This is a genomic window from Sessilibacter corallicola (assembly GCF_021290925.1).
Classification (GTDB): Bacteria; Pseudomonadota; Gammaproteobacteria; order Pseudomonadales; family Cellvibrionaceae; genus Sessilibacter; species Sessilibacter corallicola.
On the sequence record NZ_JAJSLX010000001.1, the window covers coordinates 1158949 to 1183301 of the forward strand.

Sequence of the window (24353 nt, forward strand, 5' to 3'; positions counted from 1 at the left end):
TTCCATGCAGGTGTTATGGGTATGGATTGCTTCTAAATTAATAAAAACCTATCTGTCTGTTGAATATTTCCAATGAGTACATCAAATAATAACTGGAAATTCCTAGTGTAATGTAAACAGTAAACTGCCAACTATAAGGCATTTACATCACACATAAGTCACTCAAACAGGTAGCAAATCAAATTGCGGCTAATAGACGACATTTCTAATTAACAACGCCTATTGTATACATCTATTATCCACACAATTCTATATTATAAAAGATCATTTAGCCTGATTTTATACTAAAAAGATTATTCAAAGGGGTATAGAAAACAACAATGCCTAATAGGCCAGTATAAAGCGCTAATTAACACCAAAATGCTCTCTGATTAAGATCAACAAACGGTGTCTCATTGACACAAGAACAACACTGTTTGCCTCACAAAGATTGGATTTTATTATCTAATCTCCGCCACCACAGCCGCTGCCACACGAACTTCCGCTATCACTCGAACCAAACCCAGAATCTCCAGAGTCAAAACCTGAAGAACACCCTGAGCTGCAACCTATGTGACTCGCACAGTAATTGTTTTTATGAGCACTAGAGGCCTTTGAGCGGCAATCGAGCTGATAATGAAATCCATCAGAAATATTCAAATCAGCGTCTAGGGAAAATAATAAAGGCAATTTTGTTGGTTCTTTAGGATTAATATTTTCTAAATTACAGGCGAAATACCATGTATTTTTTATACTCGATTGCGCTTGCGTGGGCTTTTTCATAGCCTCCGTTGGCGTATGATGCAAAAAGCGCCCAAAGGATTTTTTGCAAAACGCTTGGTACTGTTGAGTGAACAAAATAAATTCATGCCACATAACATCAACCGCTTGAGAAGGCATGGCGAGATTTTTCTTACCTGATAATACGCCAAGCTCAAAATAGTTTCTAAGCCCACGTTCAACAATTAAAACATCGGCGTCGCTTAAATGAGGGTAAATTTGTTTTAACGTTGTTCGGAGTCGATTCGGAAAAATATATTGATTAATAAAATCCGCTCTTTGTTTTTTCTTATGAGACAGATAGGAGGCTCTGGGACCAAACTTTTTTGAGGTGAGCAACCATAGAACGGCAAGCACCAACAATACAGAAAATAAATTATCAGCTATCCAGCCAACAGTGATATCAGGCATGGCAACACCTTAATAAAGCCTCTAATACTCAAGCACTCTTTTACGATGCATATTTTGTTTTTTACTTGATAATAGAACAAATCGTTTTTTAGTCTTATTTTTGTAAAAACCGTATTATCAATAACAGCTTCAAAATATAATTGTCATTTATTTTATTATATGAATCTAACTATTTTATTATAAGAAATAATAAAGCGATTAATTTCAGCTTGTTGTCCTTTCGCAGACGATCGATTGTCTGCGCATCAAAATAATACCAACAACCCGTAAAGACAAAAAAGCCGACTTAACGTCGGCTTCTATGATTCTATTCAAATGGGTGTCTCTTCACGATTGTTTCAACTCGATCCGGCCCTGTTGAAATAATGTCAATTGACGCACCGGTTAACTCTTCGAGTCGAGCGATGTAATCTTTCGCTGCTTGTGGAAGCTCATCCAGTGATTTTGCTCCGAACGTTGAATCTGTCCAACCCGGCATATCTTCGTAAACCGGCTTAACATTTTCCCAGCCATCGGCATCGTAAGGAATACCAACCGGTTGACCGTTGTTGTCTTGATAGCCGACACAAATTCTTACGGTTTCTAGGCCATCTAAAACGTCGAGCTTAGTTAAGCAAATACCTGAAATCGAGTTAATGCGAATAGCGTGTTTAACCGCTACAGCGTCAAACCAACCCGTGCGACGCTTACGACCAGTGGTAGCACCAAACTCGTGACCTTTAACACCCAAGTGCTCACCTACGTCGCAATCCAATTCCGTAGGAAACGGACCAGAACCAACACGGGTTGTGTAAGCTTTGGTGATACCAAGTACGTAATCTAGGTAACAAGGACCGAAACCAGAACCCGTCGCGGTGCCGCCGGCTGTGGTATTTGAAGACGTCACAAATGGGTAAGTACCGTGATCGATATCCAAAAGTGAACCTTGGGCACCTTCGAACAAAATGTTCTCTTGGTTTTCACGTGCTTGGTGCAGCATGTCGGTAACATCGGCCACCATTGGCTTCAATTCTTTCGCCCACTCTAGTGCTTGCGCCAAGGTATCTTCATAAGACACAGGCTCAACACCGAAGTATTTCTCAAGCGCGAAGTTGTGGTAGTGCATAACTTCTTTGAGTTTTTCCGCGAAGCTTTCTTCATTGAAAACATCGCCCAAACGAAGACCACGACGAGCTACTTTATCTTCATAAGCGGGTCCAATACCACGGCCGGTAGTACCGATTTTGGCCTCCCCTTTGGCAGCCTCACGCGCTTGATCGAGCGCGACATGGAATGGAAGAATCAGTGGGCATGCGGGAGAAAGTAGCAGACGTTCACGAACGGGAACACCGTTAGCTTCAAGTTCAGCAACCTCTTTCAATAGAGCTTCTGGTGACAAGACAACGCCGTTACCAATCAAACATTTCACGCCATCGCGTAAAATACCTGAAGGGATTAAGTGCAATACTGTGGTTTTACCATCAATTACCAAGGTATGACCGGCATTATGGCCGCCTTGGAATCTAGCCACTAATGCGACTTGCTCGGTCAATAAGTCAACGATTTTGCCTTTGCCTTCGTCGCCCCACTGGGTACCTAAAATTACTACATTTCTTCCCATAGCTTGCCTTTACAGTTTCTTTCGAAAGGGTTGAATATTGTCTTTTGCATCCGTATTACAGCGGAAGCACTTGGTACTCACCATCGACAAATACCAATTGTTGTTTACACTTCGCCGGAATATCGTCGTCTTTATCCAGCGCAGCGATTACCGAACGACCTTCATCTCGCAGACGGCGTACTGCCGACCACAAGTTTTGGTCTTCTGAATACGGAGCCCAAATTAAATTTTCTTGTCCAGATTGACTCAAGGTCAATTGGCTGACAGAAGTAATATCGACCGTAAAACCAATAGCCGCACGCGCACGCCCAAAGACCTTACCAATGCTGTCGTAGCGGCCACCGCGAGCAATCGCTTCACCGAAACCGGAAGCAAACGCCGCAAAAACAACGCCAGTGTGATAGTGATAGCCACGAACTTCGCCGAGGTCAAAGTACATATTGACGAAATTACAACGCTGACCAATGGTTTGAGCGATCTTACTCAATTGATCGAGCGCATCGAAAATTGCCGCAGGTGCGCCTTTGAAGAACTCGCGCGCGGTATCGATAATTTCAGGACCACCGGCCAGCTCAGGCAACTTCAACAACCACTTTTTGTGTTGAGGTTTCTTCACGTGCTCATTGACCCAGCGATCAATGTCTGTGGCAGATTTTCTCTGCAACAGTTGGAAAAATTCTTGTTCTTGCTCTTTGGTGAATTCTGCCTCTTCAGCGAGCGTTCGATAAATAGCCACGTGGCCAAGATCGAGATGAAGCTTTGGCAAATCCAGCTGCTGAAGCGATTCTAAAAGCAAGGTGATGACTTCGATGTCGGATTCAACACCGGCACCACCAAATAATTCCACCCCAGCTTGCAACGGTGATCGCGTTGCCAGAGGCGTTTTTGGTTTGGTATGCAATACATGGCCTGTGTAACACAGACGACTGACACCTTCTTGAGAGAAGCTGTGTGCATCCATTCGAGCAATCTGTGGCGTAATATCAGCACGAATACCCATCATGCGGCCACTGAGTTGATCGGTGACTCTAAAAGTCAAAAGGTCGATGTCTTGACCGAGACCAATCAACAAAGAGTCTGTGTATTCAATCATTGGAGGGATTACTAATTCGTATCCCCAGAGACGAAAGGCATCGAGCAATTGCCGTCTCAATGATTCAATTTGATCGGCCGATTCAGGCAATATCTCTTCAATACCGTCTGGCAGCAGCCAACGATCTTCGTAATTCATAACAAGATTTTCCATTAGACCTTAGCGGTAATTCTGCCAAAGGCTCTTTCATTCTTTGTGCTTATACCAGCGCGAATACTGGTGTTTTAGTTGCTCATTGCAATCAATAAACACACACCAACAATCATCGTGATCAATCCGCCCCATCGCAGCTGATTGTCGGGAATCGTTGCCAATTGAACGACCAATGAACGCCAGCGCCCTGGATAAATAAAAGGAAGAATTCCTTCAATAACCAACATCAAGCCAACAGCTTGCAGAAATGTGTCCCACATTAGAACGCGTTCCTAGAACGTGCGGTGTTCACGCCTAAATGTCTGAATTTCATAGAGCTTCTGCGAGAAGCACCTGATAATTTTTAACCAGTGATGGGCATACAGACACAAAAAAACCGGGCGCTTTGCCCGGTTTGTCTGATTTTACCACGTGTAAAAGCGTTTTGTTTAGCTTTTAGCTTAGTTTTTCTGCACGCCGTTAGGATCGTTTAGGTAACGGAAGAATTCGCTTTCTGGATCAACCAGCAGTAAATCACCGCGACCTTTGAAAGTCTCTTTATAGGCTCGAAGGCTGCGTAAGAAACTGTAGAACTCAGGATCTTGATTGTAGGCTTCTGCGTATATAGCTGCCGCTTTAGCATCGCCTTCACCGCGAAGGAATTCAGCATCACGATAGGCTTCTGCTTCAATCACCGCTTTTTGACGATCGGCATCGGCTTGAATCACTTCTGCTTGCTCGCGGCCTTTAGCCCGGTGTTCACGCGCTTCACGCTCACGTTCGGAGGTCATACGACGGAATACAGACTCACTGACATCATCGGGCAAATCGATACGTTTAACGCGAACGTCAACCACTTCAATTCCCAAACTGGAGTTAGTGAATTCATTCAAAGCGTTAGTCAAATCAGTCATTAGCTGATCGCGTTCACCAGAAACCACTTCAAGCAAACTGCGTTGAGCAAACTGGTTACGCAAACCTTCGTTGATTCGTTGCGCAAGCAATGTTTCAGCACGCAACTCGTCACCGTTGGTTGACGTGTAATAGGTGTTCACATCGCGAATTCGCCATTTAGCGAACGAATCCACCATCATGCCTTTTTTCTCGACCGTCAAAAAGCGTTCAGGACGAGCGTCAAAGGTTAAGACACGGGCATCAAATTTTCGCACTTGATGAACAAATGGAATCTTGAAGTGAAGACCGGGTTTAATGTCCGCTCGATCCAATGCACCGAACTGCAATAGCACCGCACGCTCAGTCTCTTTCACGATGTAGATACTGTTCGAGGCAATAACCACTCCGATAAAAACAACAATGGCTATAGCAAGTGATTTAGGACTCATTATCGGCTCCCCCGGGTTGGACGTGTATTTATGTTTTCACGACGAATTCGCTCAATAGCTTGATCAGTAATCTGTCGAAGAACATCAGGAGATAATTGCTGGGATCGAGTAATACTGGTATTCGATTGGTCGAAGATTTTATCCAACGGCAAATACATCATATTGTTACCGCCTTCCACATCAACCAAGATCTTAGAACTGCTTGCCATCACTTGCTGAACCGTTTCGATGTACAAACGCTCACGAGTAACTTCCGGCGCCTTCGCGTATTCAGTTAACAGGTTTTTAAAGCGTGTCGCCTCACCTTCTGCCTGAGCCACAATACGATCGCGATATGCGTTGGCTTCTTCGATGGTTCTTTGTGCAGCACCACGTGCCTCTGGGATAATTCCGTTTGCGTATGTTTGCGCTTCGTTCTTCAAGCGCTCTTCGTCTTCACGCGCGCGGTTCACGTCATCGAATGCCGCCTGAACTTCTTGCGGTGGCGAAGATTCTTCAACGTTGACTTTGTCGACCAAAATACCGGTCGTGTAGGAATCCAAGTACTGCTGCAAACGCGCTTGAACATCAACCGCGATCGCTTCACGACCTTCGGTTAGCACTTCGTGCATCACGCTTGAACCAACCACATGACGCAATGCTGATTCTGTCGCCTGCTGTAAGCTGAGCTCTGGCTCGCGAACATTGAGGACAAAATCTCGGGCATCATTGATCACATACTGAGCAGAAAGCTGAATATCGACGATATTCAAGTCTTCGGTCAACATGGTGCCTTTGCTGGAATGGAAACGCTTACGGGTAACGTTAACTTTGGTTACCTGATCAATAAGGGGTGGGTTCCATTGTAAGCCCGCACCTTTGGTCTGGTTAAATACACCCAAACGCAAAATTACGGCTTTTTCTTGTTCGTTTACCTGGTAAATACCTGATGCGAAGTAAACAACAACAGCAATCAGAATGATGAGCCCAATCGGTAGTTTTCCGAGTGACGGTACATTGTTACCGGTGCCGTTTGGTTTTTTATTTCCAAATACGCCGTTGAGCTTCTCTTGGAATTTTTTTAGGGCTTCGTCCAAATCTGGCGGTCCATCTCCACCACGTTTTCCACCCCAGGGATCTTGGTTATTTCCACCCGGTTCATTCCAGGCCATAAAGCTCTCCGTTTATTCTGCAAGCGAATCTATTGTTATGTAAAAATTTCGTTGTCCGTAAGAACAATTCCTGCCACGAGACAAAACAGGACAGAATTTTAGCAAGCGCTACAGTGAATTTTCACTACTTATCTGTAATTTAGATTGCAAAGTTAAAACTATATTCAGATTTGCAACCGATCAACCTGCCCATTTAAGTTCTGACCATTGGTGATTGGTATGACTAAGGATACGCATTAAGTCAGGTTTTGGGATGCGTAAACGCACGATACTGCTGCCGTCGTCGGTAAAGTCCTCACTCACGATAGCATGCTGTTGGTACAACCGAGATCGCAATGAAGCCTGATTTGGTGCCAAACACAGAGAACCGTCGACTAATTCAACCGCCAAACATTCAGACAGCGCTTGCTTCAAAAGCGTTTGTCCTTCTCCAGTTTGCGCCGACAACCAAACCGCAACAGGCTTGTTGTTTTCATCTCGATCGATACGCCCGCATGCCGACTCCAGCAAATCTATCTTGTTATAGATTTTCAACGTCGGTACAGCTTCGGCATCAATTTCCTCGAGCACCTTGTTCACTTCATCAATGTTGCGATCCCGTTCGGGGTCAGCGCAATCGATAATGTGCAGGAGTAAATCAGAATTTGAGGCCTCTTCTAACGTAGCGCGAAAAGATTCCACCAACCGGTGCGGCAGGTGACTGATAAAACCTACGGTATCGGCTAAAACGCAAGAACCGATGTCGGCAAGCTCTAGGCGACGCATGGTCGGGTCTAGGGTCGCAAACAACTGATCTTGTGCGTAAACATCGGAATCCGTGAGAGAGTTAAACAGTGTCGATTTACCGGCATTGGTGTAACCCACCAAAGACACCGTTGGCACACTGTTTCGGGTTCGCGCTCGACGGCCGTGTTCACGTGTCTTTCGAACTTTATCCAAACGCGCCTTAATCGACTTAATTCTAGCGCGTAAAAGACGACGGTCTGTTTCTAATTGCGTTTCACCAGGTCCACGCAGACCAATACCACCTTTTTGTCGCTCAAGGTGAGTCCAGCCTCGCACAAGACGCGTTGACATGTGTTCAAGCTGAGCCAGCTCAACTTGTAACTTACCTTCGTGCGTGCGGGCACGTTGAGCAAAAATATCCAAAATCAAACCAGTGCGATCAAGTACGCGACATTTCAGTTCTTTTTCGATATTGCGCTCTTGGCTTGGCGATAAGCTGTGATTGAAAATCACCAACTGGACTTCATTAGCAACAACAATGTCTCGCAACTCATTGAGCTTTCCCGAACCCATAAAATACCGTGGCTCAGGTTTATCGCGAGAACCAGTGATTAGAGTTAAGGGATCAGCACCAGCAGACAGTGCCAGCTCTTCGAATTCGCGAGGATCGTCGGGCTCTTGTTGATGACTAAATTGCAAGTGAACGAGTACAGCCAATTCACCCGACTTAGGACGTTCAAAAAACAAAGAAGCGATTACCTCTCAGGGTTTGAGACTTGTGCCGAACCCAATCAGCACAAGTTTTTACGATTATGATTCTTCAGATTCCGATTCTTCAGGATTAGTTGGATTCAACATAGGTACACGTACTGCGCGTGAAGGCACGATGGTAGAAATTGCGTGCTTGTATACCATCTGACTTACCGTGTTTTTCAACAACACAACGAACTGATCAAACGATTCGACCTGGCCTTGAAGCTTAATGCCATTTACAAGATAAATGGATACTGGAATACGCTCTTTTCTTAGAACGTTTAAATAAGGGTCTTGTAGGCTATGCCCTTTTGACATAATTATTCTCCTAATAAGTAAACTTAAAACGTAATCAACTTAAATTCCGCACCAACACAAATAAGCCGTGTAAAGTTTTAAGAATTCAAAACAATTGATTACAAGCGTAACAACTGACACGAGCAACTAATAAGTAACATCATTATATGGCGAACTGCTCTATAATTTTCAAGGCTTTAACAATAATTTGTTGACTTGGTATTAAATTACCGTCGTTATCATCGATATAAAGCCAGTATAGCGGGTCTTTCCAGCCACGCAGCCAGGTCAATTGGCGCTTGGCCAGTTGCCTTGTGGCAATCACTGCTTTTTCATGGGCCTGTTCTAGAGAACTCTCACCTGAGCAGTAGTTCCAAAATTGTCGATAACCGACCGCACGAATGGCCGGCAAGTTTTCATTGAGATCGCCGCGCTGATAGAGGGATTCAATTTCTTCGATAAATCCCAGCTCAAGCATTTGCTGAAAACGCAAAGCAATCCTTTCATGCAACAGACTTCGGTCGTTTGCTCCAATAGCAAACTGAGCGATTTGGTAGTTCTGTAAAAATTCGTTGTGCTTCGCTTGATTCTCCCTTAACTCAGTCATGGTTTTGCCACTGGATAAATACACTTCCAGGGCGCGGCTCAACCGCTGTGAGTGATTCGGGTGTATCTCTTTGGCGCTGATCGGATCAACTTCTGCCAAGCGTCGATGGATTTCGGGCCAACCTTTTTCTAAAGCAATAGATTCAATATACGCTCTAACGTCGTCATTGGTTGCTGGCATTTGTGCCAGTCCATCCAAAAAAGATCGGAAATACATCATAGTGCCGCCAACCAGAACGGGAATATTTCCTCGCTCGGTGATGGCTCGCATCGCTTGCTCTGCCTGCTCACAAAAATCAGCAACACTGAAAGGCACACTAGGATCGCACACATCAATCAAATGATGAGGCACACGAGACATTTCTTCAGCCGTGGGTTTTGCCGAACCAATATTGAGTTCTCGATAGACCAAAGCAGAATCAACACTGATGATTTCTATTGGAAAATAGTCTGCTAGTGACAGTGCCAACGCCGTTTTACCAGAGGCGGTTGGTCCCATAATGAAAATAGCGAAATTAGAAGGGAGTTTTTTCACGGAATATTTATTTACTGCCCACGCAAAAAGAGTTTATCTAACTCAGATAATGATTGTACCGCCCAAGTGGGACGACCATGATTACATTGCCCGCTGCGTTCTGTAATTTCCATATCTCGAAGCAACGCGTTCATTTCAGCCAACGTTAATTTGCGATTTGCCCGCACAGAACCATGACAAGCAATGGTACCCAAAATCTCGTTAATGTGTTGGCGGATTCGTTTACTGCTGCCGTAGACTTTTATATCGGCCAGAACATCGCGAACTAACTGAGTCACATCCGCTTTTTGCAATAAAACGGGTACTTGCCGAACGACGACGGTTTCTGGCCCAGCGCGCTGAATTTCAAAACCCAACTGCGAAAAAATATCGCTGTGTGTATCGGCCAAATCGGCTTCGGATTCGCTCACTGCAATCGACTCAGGCACCAACAGAGGTTGTGCCTTAATGCTTTGCTGATCAAATGCCTGCTTCATTCGTTCGTAGGTAATTCGTTCATGAGCTGCGTGCATGTCTACAATCACCAAGCCTTGCGCATTTTCAGCCAGAATATAAATCCCCTTTAACTGCGCAATGGCAAAACCCAACGGTGGAATTTCCTGATCATCGACACGATTTATATCCGGCGAATGAGCTGTTCCTTTCGGAGCAAGGGCCGAGTACGCCGATATCTGCTCTTCGACTTTGTTGCCGGAGAACCCATTTTGGGAAAAATTCGCGGGTTTTGGAGAGAACAACGAAGGCGCTGCTTGAGAGTGAGACGATTCAGATGGAGGTGCTTGTTGCTGAATCTCTTTTCCGTTTGAAAATGCTTGTGCTGGTTCGGAAAACGCCGTTTGCGCGGAAGCCTTAGAGAAACTCAGACTGTTTTGCCCAGCAAACTCTCCGGTCGTATCCGGTGTTGGGGGTTGCTTCTCGTTGGTATTGGCAGAATCTAAGACGCTCTCCTCAGATTTCGCCAATTGATGCTCGGGTCTTACATCGGCCAAGGCGTGGTGCAAACTGCGATAAAGAAAATCATGCACTACGCGACCATCGCGAAACCGAACCTCATGCTTAGTTGGGTGTACATTTACATCAACGTTGGCGGGGTCTAATTCCAAATACAACACAAACGCCGGATGGCGGCCGTGATACAAAACATCTTGATACGCTTGCCGCACAGCGTGTGAAACCAAGCGATCACGAATGGCTCTGCCATTAACGTAAAAATACTGCAAATCCGCTTGTGAGCGCGAAAAGCTCGGCAGTGCCACCCACCCCCACAAGCGCAAACCCGTTCGTTCGATATCGATGGCAACGGCATTGTCCATAAACCCGGCACCACAGATTTGCGCCACGCGACGTTCTTTTTCCAGGGTTTGCTCGGCTTTACGAAAGCTGTGTATTAATCGGCTGTTGTGACGCAAATGAAAACCGACATCAAATCGAGATAACGCTAAGCCTTTAACAATATCTTCGATGCGGTTGTATTCTGTTTTTTCGGTGCGTAAAAATTTTCGCCGCGCGGGAGTGTTAAAAAATAAATCTCGAACCTCCACCGATGTGCCTTGCGGGTGTGCCGCTGGAGCAAGTTCGGTCTCCATATCTCGGCCTTCGCACTTCGCTTGCCAAGCCGCAGACTCACCCGTATTACTGGTTAAGGTTAGGCGTGACACTGAACTGATTGAAGCCAAAGCCTCGCCGCGAAATCCCAAGCTCGCAACGGCCTCTAAATCGTCGAGGTGATAAATTTTACTGGTGGCGTGACGGCTCAGTGCCAGCGGCAAATCGTCTTTTTCAATGCCGTTGCCGTCATCGCGCACGCGCATGAGTTTTACGCCGCCTTGCTCAATGTCGATTTGTAATTGTTGCGCGCCCGCATCGAGGCTGTTCTCCAACAACTCTTTGATGACAGAGGCTGGACGTTCAACCACTTCTCCTGCGGCAATCTGGTTGGCAAGACGAGGCGAAAGGAGACGAATTTTACTCATGCATTGGGGCCTATTAACACGCTTGGGTTAATTCTACCGGAGGAAGATTTTTCGCCCAAGTATGACAGATACAAACCTGGCGAATAACAGCAACGATTTCATTCAAAGCCGCGTGAAAGGCTTGATGAATTTAACAAGAGGGCGAAACCCCAGAAGGAATGAGTGTTTACGTTGAAGGAATCTTTAACTTTTGACCAACACGGATGACATCGCTTCGTAAACCGTTGTGACGACGCAGAGCCGTTACCGAGACATTGTGTTTGCGAGCAATGGTCGACAAGGTATCGCCGCGTGCAATCACATAATCGGAATCACCGTTGCTCTGGCGCCAAGCAACGTAACTTCCCGCAGGTGGTGAACGATAAAAATACGACTTAATACCATTAAAAATCTGCCGCGCCATTTTCTTACGGTAAGCACGACTTGAGAGCTTTTTTGCCTCTCCCGGATTTGAAATAAAACCGGTTTCAACCAAAATGGAAGGCACATCGGGTGACTTTAACACCACAAAACCCGCCTGCTCGACGTGAGATTTATGCAGCCGTGCAACCTTAGACATTTCTCCGAGGACATCGGTGCCCACTTCCAAGCTTGAGGTCAACGTCGCTTTCATAAATAAATCGACCAACACACTCTGCACATCGGGGCTTTTACCTTCCAAATTAACGTTGGTAACGCCGCCAATTAAATCTGCGTCATTTTCTTTTTGCGCTAAAAATCGAGCGGTTTCGGAGGTCGCACCTCGGTGAGAAAGGGCAAAAACAGAGGCACCGTTTGCCTGCGGGCTCGTAAAGGCGTCGGCGTGAATCGACACAAACAAATCCGCGCGCTGTTTACGGGCGAAATCGCGGCGCTTGTGCAAAGGTACATAGTAATCACCATCGCGCACGAGCTTAGCGGTAAAGCCGCGTTCTTTATCAATGAGCTTGGCAAGCTCACGGCTGATGTCCAACACTACGTCTTTTTCGTACAGTTTTTTTCGACCTACTGCACCTGGGTCTTCACCGCCGTGTCCAGCATCGATAACAACAATAATATCGCGCTTGGATTCGGATCGATTTTCGACGGTTTTAACGGTCTTTACCGTGGATTTAATTTCATCGCTTAAATCAATCACCAATCGATCGGATTTACCGCTTTGACGTGCCAAAACAAAACTGCGCGGTTTCACTTTACCGCTCAGATCTAAAACAATGCGTAAGTCAGATTCATTTCGTGCGGCGCTGCGCACCCGTTTGATGGGAGTATTTTCAAGATTCAGCGCTTTAATATCGGCATTAAGCTGAGTGTCGGAAAGATCAATAACAATTCGAGCGGGAGATTCTAGACTGAACAGCCGATGCTCAACGGGTTGGCTCAAATCCAACACAATGCGAGTGTTATCGGGTGCTCGCCACAATCGAACACCGTCCACCGAAACCGAAGCGTGGGCAACATCAGCGATAAAAAATGCACACAGGCATAGGCTGACAAAGGTATAAAGTTGCCAACAGAAATTCGGTTTCGTATCTCGACTCAACATATCAATATAGACATCCGTAACACCCAATTAAACAACGCCAACTCATCAAGAACGCAAGTATTACGTTGTTTAACGTACTGAGAATCCTCTCAATAAAATTAGTTCGCTATTCTTTAGTGTGTTGTGTTTCTATGAGTTTCGCAAATTTATTGATCAATTTTCCTTCAGAAACAAAAACCGTGGCTCGCTTGCAAACACGTTAGATTTTTAACTTTTCTAAAAATAACTGCCCTTTTGTGGTTTTCGCTTCAAAAGTTGCCGCTCGCCCCGGAGGTGACACCGCGTCATCAACGTTCAGATTAATCATTAAATCAGGCTCGGATAAAAACCCTCTGCCTTTACTCGGCCACTCTATTAATAACAGTGCTGCTTGATCGAGATAATCTCGAAATCCCATAAATTCCAATTCTTCGGGATCGCTTAAGCGATACAGATCAAAATGAAAAACTGGAATTTGCAACGTGTCGTAAGGTTCTACTAGCGTATAAGTTGGACTCTTAACCGCGCCTGTATGACCCAGGCCACGAACAACTCCACGAGAAAATGTTGTCTTTCCCGCCCCCAACGTACCCTGTAAAAAAAACACGATACCGGGGGTTTGCGTATTCGATGGCTCGGATTCGATCAATAATTTAACGGCATTGGCAACAGCGGTTCCTAAGGCAACTGTTGCATCTGCATCAGGAAGGGAAACTTTGAACAAATCAGTCATGGAAACTATCTTCCACGTTATTTAATAACGCGCGAATCACGGGAATTAAATCCGTCGCTAATAATCCTCGCTCGCCGTACTGATTTGCCAGTTGCTCCGCCGCCACACTGTGCAAACTAACACCTAGCTTCACAGCCAAGCCCACCTCGAAACCTTGAGCAATCAAAGACGCAATCACACCGGTTAACACATCGCCCATACCGCCACCGGCCATGCCTGGGTTTCCGTAGCGACAAACAGATACGGTTTGATCGTTTTCAAATCCGGTAATCACAAGGGTTCCGGCGCCTTTCAAAACAACATTGGCACGATACTTAGAAGCGAGTTGTTGCGCGGCTTGGTGTCGATTGTTTTGGATATCGGCCGTAGAAACTCCCAGTAAACGCGCCGCCTCGCCAGGGTGCGGTGTAAGAATGCAATCGGCACTTTGATGACTGCGGAGCATCTGTGCATAACTGTCACGCGCCAACAAATTCAGGCCGTCTGCATCGATAATTAACGGTTTATTAGCATTAACGGCCGCCTGAAACATTTGCTCTGACCATGGAGTTTGACCAAGCCCTGGCCCAATGGCTATCGCGGTTGCCTGCTCCAATAACGGTGCAATCTCATGAACATCGGAAACAGACCGCGCCATCACCTCGGGAACGCGAGTGAGAAAAGCAATGCTGTTGGCTCCTTGCGTTGCCGCGCTGACACGCCCTGCCCCTAGACGCACGCTGGCTTCTGCCGCCATTAAAGCCGCTCCGCCCATGCCTTCTGCGCCGCCAATGACTAATAAGTGGCCAAAATCACCTTTGTGGCTGCCGGCAGCTCGGTCCGACACTTGAGATAATAATTCGTCTAAGTAGAGACAATCAGCGAATGGGGTGAGACGTTCGTGAATCTCTGCTGGCACCTGCAAATCAAAAAATCGCAACTCGCCAACATAATCCACAGCACGCCCGGTGGTTAACCCAAACTTCATTCCAATAAACGTCGCTGTCGCTTGTGCTTTAACCGCACAGCCAAGAACAGCGCCAGTATCGGCACAGATTCCGGAGGGAATATCCACAGACATTACGGGTAAGTTCGAACTGTTGATCAGGTCAATGGCTTGGCGGTATTCAGGCTTAACCACTCCCGATAAACCCGTGCCTAAAAGAGCATCCACGATGACACCTTGCTCAGGCGCCGCAACGTTCGATGAAAACGGCAACACCTCGACGTTTTCTTGCAATGCGTACTGAAAGGCGAGAGCTGCATCGCCCTTCAATGTCATGGGATCAACCAGGGATAGGACTTGAACAGGTATATTCGATTGGGCAGCCAGTGCAGCGATCACATAACCGTCGCCACCGTTATTACCTCCGCCACAGAAAATCGTCATTTTTTCTGGATTCGGCCATTGCGCTAGCAGGAATTCAAAACATTCACGGCCAGCGCGCTTCATCAAAACACGACCGGGAATATTGCAGTCTTCTATGGCGGTTTTATCGAGCCTACGTACTTGTTCTGCCAAAAATAGTTTGCGTGCAAGAGGGTTCAAAAGTTGTTGTTGCGTCATGATTATTCGTTGCGCCAGCCTAAAGATCGAGCTTTTCAGTATACCAGACCCTGAACCGCTCGGCGCATGGCTAAGGCACTGCGAATGGCAAGCTCGCCCCACACAGCAAAGGAGAAAGCCAAACATCAAATAACACGATAAAATACTGTCAAAATTGACCCATCGTTTGATCGATCCAACAACTGAATGAACATAATAAGCTCCGACAGTAACAGCACACCGCCGACGAAAATTCTGTTGGAGCTGGTGGAATGCATACGACTCTGGTCCCGAGAATTAGGGTTTCAATCCTTCGGCATCAGTGACGGCAATCTGTCTAAAGAAGAACCTCGACTCCAACAGTGGCTGGATTCAGGTTTTCAGGGAGAAATGCAATGGATGGCCGACCACGGCACCAAGCGCACCCGTCCCCACGAACTCCTACCCGGCACGGTACGGGTAATTTCGGTCAGAATGGATTATCTACCGGAAAATACCGAGCAAATAAAGGTGCTCAAAAATGAAAATAAAGCCTATGTATCACGCTACAGTTTAGGCCGGGATTACCATAAATTAATTCGTAAACGCCTCGCCCAGCTCGCGAAAAAAATTGAAAAATTCGCCATTGATCATGGACTGGCTGCACCGACACAACGAGGATTCGTTGACAGCGCGCCTGTATTAGAACGCCCCTTGGCAGAAAAAAGTGGGCTCGGCTGGGTTGGCAAACACAGCTTGCTGATTCACCCAGAGGCAGGATCGTGGTTTTTTATTGGTGAGCTATTTACCAGTTTGCCGATTCCCATCAGCGAACACATCATCGACAACAAGTGTGGCGACTGCCAAGCGTGCTTAAAAGTGTGCCCCACCGATGCCTTTGTCGATTCCTATAAATTGGATGCCAGACGCTGCATTTCCTATTTAACCATTGAAAACAAAGGCCCGATTCCCGAAGAATTTCGCCAACCCATAGGCAATCGAGTGTTCGGTTGTGACGATTGCCAAGCGATTTGCCCGTGGAATAAATTCGCCCATTACACCCAAGAAAACGATTTCTTACCGAGACACGATCTGGACAAAACCGACCTCGCCGAACTTTTTTTATGGACCGAAAAAGAATTCGAGAAAAAAACCGAGGGCTCAGCGATTCGAAGAATTGGTTATGAACGCTGGCTGAGAAATTTGGCGGTGGGTCTTGGTAATGCTAAGCGGGAAGAAAAAAATAAGGCGGCGCTAAAACAACGGTTGGAGTTTCCGTCGGCATTGGTACAAGAGCACGTTCAATGGAGCCTCGGTCAGCAGGAAAATAACACCCGCCGCCGACGCATTATCGCCAGTCACAAATGGCGATAATCCAATACATTAGTTATTTTTTGGCAATTGAATAAAGTGTTCTCGATAATGTTTAAGCTCTTCAATAGAGTCTTTAATATCGTCTAGCGCGAGATGAGCACCACTTTTTTTCACGCTCGCAGCCACTTCGGGCGCCCAACGTTTTGCCAGTTCTTTTAAACTGCTTACATCCAAATTTCGGTAATGGAAATAACGTTCAAGCTCTGGCATACCACGCACTAAAAAGCGTCTGTCCTGGCAAATAGAATTACCACACATCGGCGATTTTCCAGGTGTGACCCACTGTTTTAAAAACTCGATGGTTTCATTCTCCGCCTGCTCTGCATCCACAGAACTGTCAAGAACACGTTGTGTTAAACCAGATTTTCCGTGTTGGTTGGTGTTCCATTCATCCATGCCATCGAGTCGCCATTTTTCTTGGGAAACGGCATGAACAGGGCCCTCAGCTAAAATGTTTAAATTGGAATCGGTGACGATGGTAGCGATCTCAATAATGACGTCCTCATCGGGATCAAGGCCCGTCATTTCCAGATCAATCCAAATAAGATTGCTGTCATTCATCGTCATTTGTGGCTCCTTACTCTAAAATAGCGCAACTGTCTTACTCAGCATATGACCTCTAGGGCCGTTATTACGCCCTAGTCTAGCAGGTGCAGACGATAACTGAGAATCATCGATATGAACAAATACACGATTTAGCATGGCCAATCGCAAGCTGTCTCGACGCCAAGCTTGGCGCGTGGAAAAAATTCAAAAAGAACGTGCCGACCGTGCGGCAAAGAAAATGCACAAAGCCAATCAATGGTTGGAGGACGGCGAACTTGAACCCGAACAAGAGGGACTGGTGACCGCCCATTTCGGCACGCAGGTAGAAATTGTTGCGATTGATGATGAAAAGCGAGAGAACCATTTTCGCTGTCATATGCGCACTAACTTAGGCTCACTGGTCACTGGCGATCGCGTAATTTGGCGCTTTCACCCCAAACACGGATTGGGAGTGGTGGTCGCGGTGCTCCCCCGCACCAGTGAACTCAACCGACCCGACGCTCACGGACGTGAACGAACCGTCGCCGCCAATATCAACCAGATCGTGGTCGTCTTCGCTCCCTACCCAGAACCACACGGCAACTTGATTGATCGCTATCTTGTCGCTGCACACGCGCTGAACATTCCCGTGTGCTTAGTGCTCAATAAAGTCGATCGAATCAATGGCAACAATCAAGAAAAAATCGACGCGCTCACCGGCATTTACGAAGGTTTGGGCTATCCACTGCTTAAAGTCTCTAAAGCGACCGGCGAAGGCATGGAGACATTAACCAATCAGCTCAGTGAAAAAATCAGCATTTTTGTCGGTCAATCAGGTGTTGGAAAATCGTCTTTAGTTAACAAACTATTACCCAATGCCCAAGCTCGTGTTGGTGATTTATCCGAGGCAAAACAAAAAGGCACTCATACCACCACAACAGCACAGCTGTTTCATTTCCCCGGTGGCGGCGATTTAATTGACTCACCTGGAATTCGAGAATTTGGCCTGTGGCACATGGAACCCGAGCAAGTGCTAGAAGGCTTTATTGAAATGCGCGAGTTAATTGGCCACTGTAAGTTTCGGGATTGTCGCCATCAGAAAGAGCCGGGATGCGCGATTCTCGCCGCCGAAAACGACGGCACTATCTTGCCAGAACGCCTGGCCAGCTACCGACAAATTCTGCAATCCCTTTGAGGTCATTGACCTAAAACTCAAATATTAGAAAAGAACGAATTTATATTAGCGTTAACGGTTATACTCTGGCAGCAGGTGTGTCAGAATCTGATGCAAACCAAAAACCTAACGTGAACAGAGCAGCTTACCCATGACTACGACTGAACAACTGGGCCTAATCGTTGAGCCAAAAGAATTCTTCGAATGGCTTCAAGATGCCGATACCAGCAACCTTCTCATTGTGGACTTATCCACTGATGAAAATTATTCAAAAGCCCACATTGAAGGCGCTATTTACTTACCGTTTAAATATTTGATGGCAGGCCAACCACCGGCTCCTGGAAAACTACCTGGCAAAGAGCAACTGCAAGAAGTTTTATCGCAACTGGGTTTAACGCCCGATACTCACGTTGTTACCTACGACGATGAAGGCGGCGGCTGGGCAGGTCGACTAATTTGGACACTCGATGTGATCGGCCACACCAAATACAGCTACATCAACGGCGGAATTCACGCTTGGTTAAAAGATGGCTTGCCAGTGACAAACGAGATTCATAAACCAACACCAACCCAATACACTGTCGGTGAATTGAATTTAGCACCACTTGCCAGCGCCGAAGAAATCATGGAATCTCTTGGCCAAGAAAATTTCCAAGTGTGGGATGCCAGAACACCTGCGGAGTACAGCGGCGAAAAAGTCCTGGCAAAACGCGGTGGCCATATGCCAGGTGCGATAAACTGCGAATGGATCAACTTGATGGATCATCAAAACGGGTTACGTATTCGCGATGACGCCGATGAATATCTACAAAGTCTCGGTTTTTCTCGCAACCAAAATATCGTTGCCCACTGTCAAAGTCATCACCGTTCAGCATTTTCTTATTTAGTCGGTAAAAAGCTTGGCTATAACGTTCGCGCCTACGATGGCTCTTGGTCTGAATGGGGCAACCTCGACAACACACCGATAGAGGTGTAGTTTTAATTAGAAGCCTTTACCAAAAGGCTTCTAAACACTTTTTTATTGATAAAAACACGAATGAAAGACACCTTATTTTCTGCATTTCAGTATTTAACCCCACAACATTTATTGTCTCGCGCTGCGGGCTGCCTTGCCGAATCGACCAATCAGCGCTTTAAAAACTTCTTCATCAATCGCTTCATCAACCATTACGACGTTGATATGAGCCAAGCAGTCAGAAAAACTGCCGATGAATTTACTTGTTTTAATGACTTTTTTACGCGTGAATTAGTAGCTGATGCTCGCCCCTTCAGTGATGCAGAAAATCAGATCATTAGCCCTGCCGACGGCGCAATTAGCCAACTCGGCCCCATCGATAACGGCCGCATTGTCCAAGCCAAAAACCAGTGGTTTACCCTCGGCGAATTGCTCGGTGGCCAGCACGACTTAGCCACACAATTTTCAGGCGGTAGTTTCGCAACTATTTATTTATCGCCTAAGGATTACCATCGAGTGCACATGCCAATCGCAGGCAAATTAACGTCGATGATTCATATTCCCGGTGATTTATTTTCGGTCAACCAAGCGACTGCGAATAAAGTTCCTAGACTGTTCGCTCGCAACGAACGCTTGGTTTGTATCTTTGACACTGCAATTGGTCCCGTCGCCGTTATTTTGGTTGGCGCCATGATTGTCGCAAGTATTGAAACCGTTTGGGCCGGATTGGTTACACCACAGAAAAAGAATATACGAAGCTGGCAGTACACAAATACGGACGAGATTGTGCTGAACAAAGGCGATGAAATGGGACGATTTAAATTAGGGTCGACCGTCGTGCTGTTATTTCCGAAAAACACAGTCAACTTTGAACAAGAGTGTGTGGCGGAAGCAAAAATTCAAATGGGGGAGAATTTGGCAACGATTTAATTCGATCGTTGTGATGTCTTAAAATTTTAGCGACGAAGGAAAGAAAACAAGCCTTTTTTATCTTTTGTCGCCGATTTAATTAAGTAGGTATCGCGAATCTCAGCGATGTCTAAATCAAACTTTCCTGGCTCTAAGTCACGAGCAATTTCAACCGTATCCACATCATGAGCTTTCTTGGACGATTGCATCATTTTTTGATGTTTTTCTTCCAGTTCAGCTAAATCCAGAATTTGTGGTTTGGCGATTTTCTCGCGCATCGCATTCATGACCACCATCACTTTCGGGCGCAAACGACGCTTAAAGTTTTGCTCGACAACTACGGCAACTTCGCCTGTGGATAACTCCACCAACGTTCCGGTTGGGTATAAGCCAATGGCACGAATAAACTCCACCACCAACTCTTGCTGAAACTCGATATCACGCATTTCATAAAGCTTGGCAACCGCTTTTGAAGGTGCCAGCGGCTGCGCCTGACCGCGAGGATTGGTGGTATTGTCGTAAAAGGTAACGATACCGGCGATTTTTCCCAACAGCGGGATTTTGTCGCCGCTTAAATGCTGTGGAAAACCACTGCCGTTCAATCGCTCACAGTGAGTTTTAACCACTGAGATAGTACGTGGCTCAACATTGGAGGTTTTGCGAAGAATAAGCACCCCAAATTGGACAAACTTTTCGTACGCTAATTCTTCATCTGGCGTGAGCTGCTTTTTCTGAAGCAGCGCTTTGGGCAGTTTGGTTTTACCCACATCTTTCAGCAACACCCCCATTGCCAAGGTTTTCAGGTCTGACATTGGCAAACCGATATGGCGACCAAAAACAATAGCCCAAACCGCAGAACGCACAGCGTGCGCATAGGTGTGTTCGTCCGTCTCTTTTACACGGGCAAGCCAGGTAAATGCATCTGGATTTCGCACGACACTGTCGACCATTTCACTGGCGTAGTGTTTGGTTTCTGCAATTGGGACCGGGCCACCACTGCCAATTTGGCCCATGACCTCGGAGACTGCGTGGTAAACCTTAGAATGCAATTGCTGAGCACTGGAGATTTCAGTTTTTAACGGCTGAGAAACATCACCGTAACTACCGGGGCGAATTTTAAGTGGTCCGACCTCAACTTTAACGCGTTCTGTTCGCCCTGCTCGAACGGGCTTTTTTAACGCAGTTGGATCACGACCATTGAGCGTGCGCAGCTTGGCTTGAAGGGGACTTTTGCCTTTAACAACATCAATATAAACGTGGCGACAATGCGCTTTCAGCTCACGAATTTCATCGAGATCGCGAACGTAAAAGCCTTGCAGAGGGAAAGGGGTTTGACTCCAAGGGCGGTCCAATCCGGACACGAACATTCCCACAAGAAGTTCGTTGACGTCGATTTTGACCTGTTTTACGCCCAAATTGTCACCTAATTATTTTATAGACTTGTCTATTTTGTACAGTAGCTATCGGCAAAGTCACAGGAAAATCGCGATAGAACGCTTAATTTAGTTTAGCTGATGATCGATTTTCACCGCAGCAGTCTAATACTAAAAAAGGTTAACTCACGGTAAATACCTGTCAATCTTATCGAAAGCCAGCGTTGACATCCTAATTTAGTAAAATAGATGAGGAACTGGCTTTCTAAAGACTGAATAGATTAACACTATTTGTGGTATTGCTCCGATAATTCGTGCACAGCCTCGAAGAAAACACCGGCGTGTTCTGGATCAACTTGCGGCGTTACGCCGTGGCCAAGATTAAAGACGTGACCTGAACCAGAGCCAAATCTATCTAAAATAGTTTTAACCTCTTGGCGGATACGTTCCGGTTTAGAATAAAGAATAGCCGGGTCCATATTACCTTGCAATGCGACCTTGTCGCCAACTTGTGTGCGAGCTTGACCAATATCGGTCGTCCAATCGAGCCCCAAACAATCAACACCAGTGTCTGCCATCGCATTGAGCCACTGACCGCCACCTTTAGTGAAAAGAATGACCGGAACTTTCCGTCCTTCATTTTCACGAATCAACTGATCGACAATCTTTTTCATCGGCGCCAGAGAAAATTCTTGATAAGCCGCGTGTGAAAGCGCGCCACCCCAAGAGTCAAAAATCTGTACTGCTTGTGCGCCTGCCTTAATTTGAGCATTTAAGTAGGCAGCAACAGAATCAGATAATGTGTCCAACAACCGCTTAAACGCTTCCGGCTCGTTGTACATAAAGGTTTTGGTTTTGCGGTAATCTTTACTCGAACCGCCTTCAATAATGTAAGTTGCTAGCGTCCAAGGACTTCCTGAAAAACCAATTAATGGAACACGGCCATCGAGTTCACGACGGATTAGGCTCACGGCATCCATCACATAACCTAGGTCTTTTACTGGATCGACTACTTTTAAGGCGTCGATATCGGCAACGGAATTAACGGGCTTTTTAAACCGCGGTCCTTCACCTGTTTCAAAATACAGACCGAGACCCATTGCGTCTGGGATGGTTAAAATATCGGAAAATAAAATCGCCGCATCCAGTGGATAACGATCCAATGGCTGCAAGGTTACTTCACATGCCAATTCCGGGTTTTGGCACAGGCTCATGAAATCACCCGCTTTTTCTCTGGTTGCCCGGTACTCCGGTAAATAACGCCCCGCTTGGCGCATCATCCATACTGGAGTCACATCTACGGGTTCACGTGCCAATGCGCGCAAAAACCGATCATTTTTTAAATTCGACATATAAGCTTCCATTATTTTCCGCCATTGTTCAGCTGGCGAATTATAGTGCCAAAACGCACAACAGGGCCAAAAAGGCCCTGTTGCAACGATAAAAAATTTGAAAAACTTGGTAAAAAATTACACTTGCAAGTAATCCAAAATACCTTCTGCCGCCTGACGGCCTTCCCAAATTGCAGTAACTACCAAATCAGAACCGCGAACCATATCTCCGCCAGCAAAGACTTTTGGATTCTTGGTTTGGAATTTGTAGGTCTGCTCTTCTGGTGCAACAACACCACCCCAACTGTTGGTTTCGATATCGTGATCGGCAAACCAATCTTTAGGGTCCGGTTTAAATCCGAATGCAACCAATACAACGTCCGCGGGCAAAATCTCTTCACTGCCAGGAACAGGCTCAGCGCGGCGACGACCATTTTCGTCGGGCTCACCCATTTGTGTGGTCACAACCTTGATGCCTTCAACCTTGCCATCACCAACAATTTCGACTGGCTGACGGTTGAACAAGAATTTAACACCTTCTTCTTTTGCGTTATTCACTTCGCGCTTCGAACCCGGCATATTTTCTTCGTCACGACGGTAAGCACAAACTACAGAAGAGGCACCTTGACGAATCGAAGTACGGTTACAGTCCATCGCAGTGTCACCACCGCCGAGTACGACAACACGCTTGTTGCTGACATCAATGAAATCTTCTGGATTCTCTTCAAAACCAAGGTTGCGATTTACGTTGGCCACCAAAAATGGCAACGCATCGTAAACGCCATCGAGGTCTTCACCTGGGAAGCCACCTTTCATGTACTCGTAGGTTCCCATTCCCATGAACACAGCGTCGTAATCTTCCAACAACTGCTCCATAGAAATATCTTTGCCGATTTCGGTGTTTAAGCGGAATTCAACGCCCATCTCAGTGAAAATTTCACGGCGGCGAGAAAGAACGGATTTCTCTAACTTAAACTCAGGAATACCAAACGTTAACAAACCGCCAATTTCAGGGTAGCGATCAAATACTACCGGCTTTACGCCGTTTCGAACGAGAACATCGGCACAACCAAGCCCAGCTGGGCCTGCACCAATGATGGCAACTTTTTTGTCGGTCTTTACGACTTTCGACATGTCAGGGCGCCAGCCCATTGCGAAAGCGGTATCGGTAATGTATTTCTCAGCGTTACCAATGGTCACCGCACCGAAACCGTCGTTGAGCGTACAGGCACCTTCACACAAACGGTCCTGTGGACAAACTCGACCACACACTTCAGGGAGGGAGTTTGTCTGATGGCTCAATTCCGCCGCTTCGAACAAATTGCCCTCAGAAATTAACTTAAGCCAGTTAGGAATAAAGTTATGAACGGGACACTTCCATTCACAGTATGGGTTTCCGCACTCTAGACAGCGGTGCGATTGGCTTTGCACCTGCTGATTAGTGAAAGGCTCGTAAATTTCGACAAACTTGCGCTTGCGCGTAAATAAGCTTTTCTTTTGCGGATCTTGTCGGCCAACTTCGATAAACTGAAAGTTGTTATCTAAACGTTCTGCCATGGTTTGCACCTCTAAATTCGCTTCAACTCAGGTTTTTA

21 protein-coding genes are annotated in these 24353 nt (G+C 46.2%); 4 read left to right on the top strand and 17 right to left on the bottom strand.

Annotation, left to right across the window (positions count from 1 at the left end; genetic code table 11):
- Window positions 1-444: 444 nt before the first annotated feature.
- The 13 genes from LU361_RS04840 to LU361_RS04900 all read right to left on the bottom strand — a co-directional run bounded on the left by LU361_RS04840 (window position 445) and on the right by LU361_RS04900 (window position 15159).
- Window positions 445-1170 carry a glycine-rich domain-containing protein gene (locus LU361_RS04840; RefSeq protein ID WP_233087493.1) on the bottom strand — a complete coding sequence of 242 codons (726 nt, stop codon included), beginning with the start codon at window positions 1168-1170 and terminating at the stop codon, window positions 445-447.
- Between the two features lie 307 nt (window positions 1171-1477).
- Window positions 1478-2770, bottom strand: a complete 1293-nt coding sequence (locus LU361_RS04845; protein ID WP_233087494.1) for an adenylosuccinate synthase — start codon at window positions 2768-2770, stop codon at window positions 1478-1480.
- 55 nt (window positions 2771-2825) lie between these two features.
- Window positions 2826-4001, bottom strand: coding sequence for an ATP phosphoribosyltransferase regulatory subunit (locus LU361_RS04850; RefSeq protein WP_233087495.1), 1176 nt, complete (start codon window positions 3999-4001; stop codon window positions 2826-2828).
- Window positions 4002-4087: 86 nt separating this feature from the next.
- Window positions 4088-4276: a DUF2065 domain-containing protein gene (locus LU361_RS04855; protein WP_233087496.1), complete on the bottom strand. Its 189-nt coding sequence runs from the start codon at window positions 4274-4276 to the stop codon at window positions 4088-4090.
- Between the two features lie 180 nt (window positions 4277-4456).
- Window positions 4457-5338, bottom strand: a complete 882-nt coding sequence (gene hflC, locus LU361_RS04860; RefSeq protein ID WP_233087497.1) for a protease modulator HflC — start codon at window positions 5336-5338, stop codon at window positions 4457-4459.
- Window positions 5338-6489, bottom strand: coding sequence for an FtsH protease activity modulator HflK (hflK, locus tag LU361_RS04865; RefSeq protein WP_233087498.1), 1152 nt, complete (start codon window positions 6487-6489; stop codon window positions 5338-5340). The genes hflC and hflK overlap by 1 nt, the downstream gene beginning before the upstream one ends.
- A gap of 180 nt (window positions 6490-6669) precedes the next feature.
- Entirely contained in the window at window positions 6670-7962 is a 1293-nt protein-coding gene (gene hflX, locus LU361_RS04870; protein WP_233087513.1) for a ribosome rescue GTPase HflX, read from the bottom strand.
- A 63-nt stretch (window positions 7963-8025) separates the two neighbouring features.
- Window positions 8026-8286 (bottom strand): RNA chaperone Hfq, encoded by a 261-nt coding sequence (gene hfq, locus LU361_RS04875; RefSeq protein ID WP_233087515.1) that lies wholly within the window; start codon window positions 8284-8286, stop codon window positions 8026-8028.
- Window positions 8287-8428: 142 nt separating this feature from the next.
- A complete protein-coding gene (miaA, locus tag LU361_RS04880) occupies window positions 8429-9370 on the bottom strand; it encodes a tRNA (adenosine(37)-N6)-dimethylallyltransferase MiaA (protein ID WP_233087517.1) in 942 nt (313 codons plus the stop codon).
- 47 nt (window positions 9371-9417) lie between these two features.
- Complete coding sequence (gene mutL, locus LU361_RS04885; RefSeq protein ID WP_233087519.1) at window positions 9418-11379, bottom strand: DNA mismatch repair endonuclease MutL; 1962 nt, start codon at window positions 11377-11379, stop codon at window positions 9418-9420.
- 166 nt (window positions 11380-11545) lie between these two features.
- Window positions 11546-12901, bottom strand: a complete 1356-nt coding sequence (locus tag LU361_RS04890) for an N-acetylmuramoyl-L-alanine amidase (protein WP_233088202.1) — start codon at window positions 12899-12901, stop codon at window positions 11546-11548.
- Window positions 12902-13100: 199 nt separating this feature from the next.
- Complete coding sequence (tsaE, locus tag LU361_RS04895; RefSeq protein ID WP_233087521.1) at window positions 13101-13613, bottom strand: tRNA (adenosine(37)-N6)-threonylcarbamoyltransferase complex ATPase subunit type 1 TsaE; 513 nt, start codon at window positions 13611-13613, stop codon at window positions 13101-13103.
- Window positions 13606-15159 (bottom strand): NAD(P)H-hydrate dehydratase, encoded by a 1554-nt coding sequence (locus LU361_RS04900; RefSeq protein WP_233087529.1) that lies wholly within the window; start codon window positions 15157-15159, stop codon window positions 13606-13608. Before LU361_RS04900 ends, tsaE begins: the two co-directional genes overlap by 8 nt.
- 186 nt (window positions 15160-15345) lie before the next feature.
- Between LU361_RS04900 and queG the strand changes: the two genes are divergently transcribed.
- The gene (gene queG, locus LU361_RS04905; RefSeq protein ID WP_233087531.1) at window positions 15346-16491 is read left to right on the top strand and encodes a tRNA epoxyqueuosine(34) reductase QueG; all 1146 of its coding nucleotides are present in this window, start codon (window positions 15346-15348) and stop codon (window positions 16489-16491) included.
- A gap of 9 nt (window positions 16492-16500) precedes the next feature.
- Here queG and orn read toward each other — a convergent pair whose 3' ends face one another.
- Entirely contained in the window at window positions 16501-17058 is a 558-nt protein-coding gene (orn, locus tag LU361_RS04910) for an oligoribonuclease (protein WP_233087533.1), read from the bottom strand.
- Window positions 17059-17191: 133 nt separating this feature from the next.
- Between orn and rsgA the strand changes: the two genes are divergently transcribed.
- From rsgA to asd, 3 genes are all read left to right on the top strand, one after another.
- The gene (rsgA, locus tag LU361_RS04915; RefSeq protein WP_233087535.1) at window positions 17192-18211 is read left to right on the top strand and encodes a small ribosomal subunit biogenesis GTPase RsgA; all 1020 of its coding nucleotides are present in this window, start codon (window positions 17192-17194) and stop codon (window positions 18209-18211) included.
- Window positions 18212-18341: 130 nt separating this feature from the next.
- Window positions 18342-19166 (top strand): sulfurtransferase, encoded by an 825-nt coding sequence (locus tag LU361_RS04920; RefSeq protein ID WP_233087537.1) that lies wholly within the window; start codon window positions 18342-18344, stop codon window positions 19164-19166.
- 60 nt (window positions 19167-19226) lie between these two features.
- Window positions 19227-20075 (top strand): archaetidylserine decarboxylase, encoded by an 849-nt coding sequence (gene asd / locus LU361_RS04925; RefSeq protein WP_233087539.1) that lies wholly within the window; start codon window positions 19227-19229, stop codon window positions 20073-20075.
- Between the two features lie 26 nt (window positions 20076-20101).
- Here the strand turns inward: asd and LU361_RS04930 are convergent, their stop codons facing one another.
- The 3 genes from LU361_RS04930 to LU361_RS04940 all read right to left on the bottom strand — a co-directional run bounded on the left by LU361_RS04930 (window position 20102) and on the right by LU361_RS04940 (window position 24315).
- The gene (locus LU361_RS04930) at window positions 20102-21469 is read right to left on the bottom strand and encodes a cyclic di-GMP phosphodiesterase (RefSeq protein WP_233087541.1); all 1368 of its coding nucleotides are present in this window, start codon (window positions 21467-21469) and stop codon (window positions 20102-20104) included.
- Window positions 21470-21714: 245 nt separating this feature from the next.
- Window positions 21715-22779, bottom strand: coding sequence for a uroporphyrinogen decarboxylase (hemE, locus tag LU361_RS04935; RefSeq protein ID WP_233087543.1), 1065 nt, complete (start codon window positions 22777-22779; stop codon window positions 21715-21717).
- Between the two features lie 117 nt (window positions 22780-22896).
- Window positions 22897-24315 carry an FAD-dependent oxidoreductase gene (locus tag LU361_RS04940; RefSeq protein ID WP_233087545.1) on the bottom strand — a complete coding sequence of 473 codons (1419 nt, stop codon included), beginning with the start codon at window positions 24313-24315 and terminating at the stop codon, window positions 22897-22899.
- Window positions 24316-24353: the final 38 nt, after the last annotated feature.